The following is a 6,918-nucleotide window of genomic DNA, read 5'->3' as shown; positions in this document are numbered from 1 at the left end:
ACCGCATGGACGTCATCCACGTCATGCGCGGCGGGCGCGTCGTCGGGTCGGGCACGCACGCCGAGCTGATGCGCCGCGACGACGGGCTCGGCGCGCGGTACCGGCACGTCGTCGCGCGGTCCACGAACGACGCCGAGCCCGTGGCGGCTGAGCAGCTCGAGGCCGCGTGGACCGGCTCGATCCAGACGCTGTGGACGCGCGCGACCGAGACCGGCGCGATCCGCACCGTAGGGGAGGAGGCGGTCGATGAGTGACACCGCTCTTCCCATCGCGGGAGGCGAGAGGATCCGCGAGGTCGCGCGCGCTCTCGTGCGACGGCATCGCGGCGCGCTGCTCCTCGTCATCACGCTGCACGCGTTCGCCGCGCTCGCGGGCCTGGTCGGCCCGTGGGTGATCGGGCGGATGATCGACGAACTGTCGAGCGGCACGGCCGGCATGGCGACGATCGACATCATGTTCCTGCTGCTCGCGGGGGCCGTCGTGCTGCAGGCCCTCGTGACGCGGTTCGCCCAGCTGTGGTCGCTGCGGCTCGGTGAGTCGGTGTTCGCGAAACTGCGCGAGGACTTCCTCGCGACCGTCACCTCGCTGCCTCTGTCGGTCGTCGAGCGCGCGGGCACCGGCGACCTGCTCTCGCGCACCACGAGCGACGTCGACGCCGTGGCCCAGACGGTCCGCTTCGGGGTGCCGCGCATCCTCGTGACCGGCATGACCGTGATCCTCACGCTCGGCGCCGCGTTCATCATCAACCCGCTGGTGGCGCTCGCGATCCTCGCCGGAGTGCCGCTGATCGCGCTCAGCAGCCGGTGGTACCTCAGGCGCTCGGGGCCGGGATACCGGCGCCAGCTCGCGACCTACGGGCGGCTGGTCGGGGTCATCAACGAGACCGTGGAGGGCGCGCGGACCATTGACGCGCTCGCCCTCGCACCGGTGCAGCGGCTCAAGATCGACCGCGCGCTCGCCGCCCGCAACCAGGCCGAGCGCTACACCCTCGGCCTGCGGAGCGTCTGGTATCCGCTCACGACCCTCGGGTTCCTCGTTCCGGTGATCGCCGTGCTGCTGTGGGGCGCATTCCTCATGGGGCAGGGGCTTGCGACCGCGGGCGACGTCACGACGATCGCGCTGTACGCCATGCAGCTCACCGGCCCGGTCGAAGAGCTGGTGAACTGGATGGATCGGCTCCAGGTCGGCACGACCGCACTCGCACGGATCGTCGGCGTCGCCGAGGTGCCGACCGACCGGCCGCGCGCCGATCAGACTCCGGAGGGCGAGCAGGTGGAGGCGCGCGGCATCCGCTTCTCGTATCGCGCAGGCGTCGAGGTGCTGCGCGATGTCGACCTCGTCCCGCGGGTGGGCGAACGCGTCGCCATCGTCGGTCCCTCGGGATCGGGCAAGTCGACCCTCGCCCGGATGCTCACCGGCATCACCGGGCCGACTGGCGGCGAGGTGACGGTGGGAGGCGCCGACGTCATGCGGATCCCGCTGGACGTGCTGCGGCAGCACGTCGCGCTCGTCACGCAGGAGCACCACGTGTTCGTCGGCACCCTCGCCGACAACCTGCGCCTGGCCGCGCCCGACGCCCGCGACGGCGAGCTCGAAGAGGCGCTGCAGGCCGTCGGTGCGCTGCGCTGGGTGCGGGCGATGCCGCACGGGCTCGAGACCGTCGTGGGCTCGGGTGGGGTCGTCCTGACGCCGGCCCAGGCCCAGCAGGTCGCTCTCGCACGGCTCGTGCTGCTCGACCCCCACACTCTCGTGCTGGACGAGGCGACCTCGCTGCTCGACCCGCGCGCTGCGCGCGGCCTCGAGCAGTCTCTGGACCGCGTGCTCGAGGGCCGCACCGTCATCGCCATCGCCCACCGCCTGCACACGGCGCGCGACGCCGACCGCGTCATCGTCATGCGCGAGGGCCGCATCGTCGAATCGGGCTCGCACGACGAGCTGGTGGCGATGGGCGGCGAGTACGCGGCGCTGTGGCGGTCGTGGCAGGCGGAGTCGGCCGAGGACCCGCCCAGCTGAGCGCTGCCGGTCGGCGGTCAGACGCCCCGGTCGAAGTCCATCTCCGCCGGCGGTTCGGGGTCGACGACGGCGACCGGCCGCAGGCGGCGCGTTCGCGCCTCCAGCTCGGCCAGGACGCCGACGTCGATGAGCTCTGTCGCGCCGCTTCCGGCCGGCTTCGCCACGATCTGGCTCGCCGGGCCGACCAGCAGGACGACGGATCCGATCGAGCCGTCGTCCTCGAGTGCGGGAATCGTCACGGTCTCGGCTTCTCCGACCTCCGCCAGCGCCGCGCTGTAGCGCAGCAGCGCGATGGCGATCTCGTCCCCCGTCAGAAACTCGCTGCCCGCGTAGATGATCCTCTTCACACCATCAGTCCTACCTCTCGGCTTCCGAGTGGCACACGGGGTTGCAGCAGCGCCGCGAAGCGGCTACGCACGGTCACTCCTTCTTCATCGCGTCCTGGGCGCCGCCCGCAGCCTTCTCGAGGAGGTTGGGCAGCTCGGTGGTCCCGTAGAACCGTGCGTCCGGATGGGTCGGCGGGGGCATGGGGACCCCGGGCTGCGGCTCGGCGACGTACGAGAACTCGCCATGACCGTCAGGCGTCGGTCCGCTCGCCCACGAGCCCTCCGCCGCCGCAGCGCCGTCCGAGAAGTTGATGTACTGGTAGGCCACGTCGCGCTCTTCCTTCGAGAGCGGGAAGTTGCTCGGCACGGGAAGCTCCTCGATGCCCTCCTCCCTCACCTCAGCCGCGGCGGCCAGCCACTGGTTCTGATGCATCGTGTCGCGTGCGAGCAGGAAGGCCAGCAGATCCCGGACGCCGTGGTCCTGGGTCATGTGATAGAGCCTCGCCACCTGTACCCGGCCCTGCATCTCGGCGTTGGCATTGGCGTGGAAGTCGGCCAACAGGTTGCCGCTCGCGGTGAGGTAGGACCCCATCCAAGGATTGCCGTTGCTGTCGACCGGCCGCGCGCCCGCGCCCGCGACGATCGCCTGCTGCACGTCGGTGCCTCCGACGATGGCGGCGACCGTCGGGTCGTCCTGGACGGCATCCTCCGTCACGCCCAGCGGGGACTTCTCAAGCAGCTGCGCGATCATGACCGCGAGCATCTCGACGTGGCCCATCTCCTCGGCCCCGATGCCGAACACGAGGTCGCGGTACTTCCCCGGTATGTGCATGTTCCAGGCTTGGAACTGGTACTGCAACGCGACAGTGATCTCGCCGTACTGACCCCCCAGCACTTCCTGGAGCTTGCGCGCGTACACCGCATCGGGTGCATCGGGAGTGGCCTTGTGCTGGAGCTCCTGGCGGTGGAAGTACATGGTGTTCTCCTCGTTTCGGATCTCCCCCGTCCGCCTTACCCAAGTCGCCGCGGGCGGAGGGGGCACGGGGGTTGCAATCACTCCGTGCGGGCGTCACAATGCGACCCGGCCGCCGAGGAGCCTCAGCGCGTGGCGCGCAGGATGACGAGGCGCTCGGTCGCGCGGGTCATCGCGACGTACCGATCGACCGCACCCTCGATGCCCTCGCCGAAGAGATCGGGTTCGACGAGCACGACGAGGTCGAATTCGAGCCCCTTCGCCATCTCCGGCGTGAGCGAGCGAACGCGGTCGCGCGGCTCGAACGTCGGGTCGCCGATGACGGCCGCGGTGCCTTCGAGGTGCGCGGAGAGCCACTCGTCGAGGACGTCGTCGCGGTCCGAGACCGCGGCCCGACGCACCGGGACGCCGTTCGAACGGATCGACCTCGGGACGTTCGCGTCGGGGATCGCGGCGCGGATCACCGGCTCCGCCTCGGCCATCACCTCGCTGGGCGTCCGGTAGTTGATGGTCAGCGACGCGATCGACACGTCCGTGAGCCCGATGCGCTCGAGCCGCTCCTGCCACGACTCGCGGAACCCGTGCCGCGCCTGAGCCCGATCGCCGACGATCGTGAAGCTGCGCGACGGGCACCGCGACAGCAGCATCCGCCACTCCGCGTCAGTGAGCTCCTGCGCCTCGTCGACCACGATGTGCGCGAAGGGACCGGCGAGCAGGTCGGAATCGAGCGCCGGGACCACGGACTCGTCCACAAGGCTGTTGCGCAGGTCTTCGCCGTCGAGCCATTGCATCATCTCGTCGCCCGCCTCCTTGAGGCGCTCCACGACCTGCGCCATGTAGGCACGCTCGGCGGCGAGCTTCGCCTCGCGTCGCACGCGGCGTCGCGAGGCCTCGGGGTCGCCGAGGCGGGTGCGTGCCGCGTCCAGCAGCGGCAGGTCCGACACGGTCCAGGCAGAGGCGTCCTGTCGGTGCAGTGACTGCGCCTCATCGGCGGTGAGCCACGGCGCGCAGCGGCGCAGATACGCGGGCACCGACCAGAGGTCGGACACGAGAACGGATGCCTCGACCAGCGGCCACGCCCTCGCGAACGTGCGCGCGAGCGCGTCGTGGCGACTGAGCGCGCGGCGCAGCTGGTGCGGCGGCACGTCGTCGGGGTCGACCTGGTCGGCGAGGATGTCGAGCACCGTCTCCCACACCTGGTCGCGCGCCTCGTTGTGCGGGGTTCCGGGCTCAGCAGACGCGAAGGCCTCGGCCCAGTCCTCGGGGCTCAGCCACAACTCGGCCCATGGCGTCTCGACGAGGAGCCCCTCGGCGGGCGGCTCCTCGTAGAGCGCGACGGCCGGCTCGATCGCGTCCACCATGCGCCGATCGGCCTTCAACCGCGCGATCTCGGGGTCGAGCTCGCGCCGGGCGGCGGCGCCCTCGGCCACGAGGTCGCGCAGGGTGCAGGTCTGCACGGACTCTTCGCCGAGACTCGGCAGCACGTCCTCGACGTAGGAGAGATACGCGGGACTCGGCCCCACGAACAGGACGCCGCCGCGGCCGGAGCCGAGCCGGGGATCGGAGTAGACCAGATACGCCGCGCGATGCAGCGCCACCACCGTCTTGCCCGTGCCCGGGCCGCCGTCGACGACGAGGGCGCCGCGGGAGCGCGCGCGGATGATGGCGTCCTGGTCGGCCTGGATCGTGCCCAGCACGTCGCGCATGCGCGGAGACCTGCTCGCGCCGAGGCTCGCGATGAACGCCGATTGGTCGTCCAGCGCCGCGCCCCGCTCGAGCCCCTCGGGCGTGAACGCTTCGTCCCAGTAGTCGGTCACGCGACCGCCGGACCAGCGGTATCGCCGCCGGCTTGCGAGCCCCATGGGATTCGCGTGCGTCGCGGCGAAGAACGGCTCGGCAGCCGGCGTCCGCCAGTCGATGAGGAGGCGGTGGCCGCCGGCATCCGCATCGGGTCCGCCACCGGGCTCGGAAGTCAGCCCGAAACGCCCGATGTAGACCGGCGCCGAGCCGTCGGCCGGCACCATGCGACCCAAGCACGCGTCGAGCGAGAAGCGGCGCAGCGCCCGCAGACGGGCCGACAGCCGGTGCACCTCGAGGTCGCGGTCGAGCGCCGCCTGTCCACGGCCTCCTGCCTGTCGTCGAACCTCGTCGAGGCGTCCGGTGAGCGCGGCGATGGAACGCTCGAGAGCGTCCGCGATCGCGGCGAAGTGGCGCTCGTCGTCGGCGATGAGAGCGGGATCGGACTTGTCGGCAAGGCGTTCGGGCAGGCGGAAGGGACTGGTCTCTACGGGATTCACGGCATCTGCTCCTGACCTCGGTCGCGACGTGCGGCGCGTCGCGACCGACAAGTATGCGCCGTCGAGGGGGCCTTGCCGCAAGGCCCCCTCCCGCCGTTATCCTGGTCATGGCGGGAGGATTCGGCCCGCCCGAGCCGGCTCCCGAAGCACCCCCGCGCGACACCCGCGAGCGCTAGGATGCCCACGTGCCCCGCGAATCGGTCCTGGGGGGACCGGATCTGCAGACGGTGCTGCTGGACAGCAAGACCCACATCCCGTCTCCACAGGATGGCGCTGTCAGCCGGCATCGTCTCATCGAGGGTGCACGCGCGAGCGGCGCGCGAGTCGTCTCGGTCACCGCCCCCGCCGGGTACGGCAAGTCCACCATGCTCGCCGAATGGGCGGCCGACGAGTCGCGGAGCGTGGCCTGGGTCTCGCTCGACCGGACTGACGACGATCCGGCGTCCCTGCTCTCGGCGATCGCGACAGCGAGCTCGACCTTGTCGCCGGCTGCGGCCTCCGTCGTCGCCGATATGCGCGGCATCGGCGCGTCGGCCCTCGGCCGCTCGGCGCCTCTCCTGGCCGCAGCGCTTGCAGCCGCGCCCGCGGACTTCGTGCTGTTCATCGACGACCTGCACCGTGCGTCGTCGGCCGACTGCCAGGACGTCCTCGAGGTGCTGCTCGCACGGCTCCCCCGCGGCTGCCAGATCGTGGTCGCGACCCGCAGCGAGGCACCGCTCATCGCGCGGCTGCGGGCCGCCGGCGAGGTATGGGAGGTCGGTGTGGGCGATCTGTCGATCGACCACGTGGGAGCCCGCACGATCTTCGACCGCGCCGGAGCAGAAGACGTGACCGACGCCGAACTCGAGCGGATCGTCGCCAAGTGCGAGGGATGGCCCACCGGTCTGTTCCTGTGTGCGCTGGTCGCGCGAGCGGGCGGGGACGCGGCATCCGTCACCGGCGACGACCGGTATCTTGCGGACTATCTCTATCGGGAATGCGTCGAGCGGCTTCCTGACGACATGCAGGAGTTCCTTCGGCGAAGCGCGGTGCTCGAGGCCATGTCGCCGGCATCGTGCAATGCCGTGCTGGGCATCGAGGACGCCCGCCGGCGCCTGCACACGGTGGAGGGGGCGAGCCTCTTCCTCATCCCGATGGACCGCACCCGCGGGCTCTTCCGCTACCACGCTCTTTTCCGCGAGTTCCTGCTGACCGATCTGGAGCGAGCCGAGGGCGCGGGCGCGGTCGCCGCGCTGCACCGCCGGGCGGCGGCGTGGCACGAGGAGCACGGCGCTCCGGCGGTGGCGGTCGAGCACCTGCTCCAGGCGGG

5 protein-coding genes and 1 pseudogene are annotated in these 6,918 nt (G+C 71.4%); 3 read left to right on the top strand and 3 right to left on the bottom strand.

Annotated elements, in window-relative coordinates:
* Window positions 1–254: pseudogene (locus tag EIO58_RS18795) on the top strand (hypothetical protein); the annotation flags it as partial.
* Window positions 247–2,013: an ABC transporter ATP-binding protein gene (locus EIO58_RS10320; protein WP_127819468.1), complete on the top strand. Its 1,767-nt coding sequence runs from the start codon at window positions 247–249 to the stop codon at window positions 2,011–2,013. The pseudogene EIO58_RS18795 and the gene EIO58_RS10320, both read left to right, overlap by 8 nt.
* Before the next feature lie 17 nt (window positions 2,014–2,030).
* On the opposite strand, the gene EIO58_RS10315 is transcribed toward EIO58_RS10320, so the two are convergent.
* From EIO58_RS10315 to helR, 3 genes are all read right to left on the bottom strand, one after another.
* Window positions 2,031–2,360: a hypothetical protein gene (locus EIO58_RS10315; protein WP_127819467.1), complete on the bottom strand. Its 330-nt coding sequence runs from the start codon at window positions 2,358–2,360 to the stop codon at window positions 2,031–2,033.
* Window positions 2,361–2,433: 73 nt separating this feature from the next.
* Window positions 2,434–3,315 carry a manganese catalase family protein gene (locus EIO58_RS10310; protein WP_127819466.1) on the bottom strand — a complete coding sequence of 294 codons (882 nt, stop codon included), beginning with the start codon at window positions 3,313–3,315 and terminating at the stop codon, window positions 2,434–2,436.
* A 122-nt stretch (window positions 3,316–3,437) separates the two neighbouring features.
* Window positions 3,438–5,609, bottom strand: coding sequence for an RNA polymerase recycling motor ATPase HelR (gene helR / locus EIO58_RS10305; RefSeq protein ID WP_127819465.1), 2,172 nt, complete (start codon window positions 5,607–5,609; stop codon window positions 3,438–3,440).
* Window positions 5,610–5,794: 185 nt separating this feature from the next.
* Here helR and EIO58_RS10300 point away from each other — a divergent pair.
* The coding region (locus tag EIO58_RS10300; protein WP_164861628.1) for an AAA family ATPase at window positions 5,795–6,918 on the top strand (1,124 nt) is incomplete at its 3' end.

Source organism: Microbacterium sp. CPCC 204701 (genome assembly GCF_004010105.1).
In the GTDB taxonomy this organism is placed as follows: Bacteria; Actinomycetota; Actinomycetes; order Actinomycetales; family Microbacteriaceae; genus Microbacterium.
This window is presented reverse-complemented; position numbering and strand designations above follow the sequence as displayed.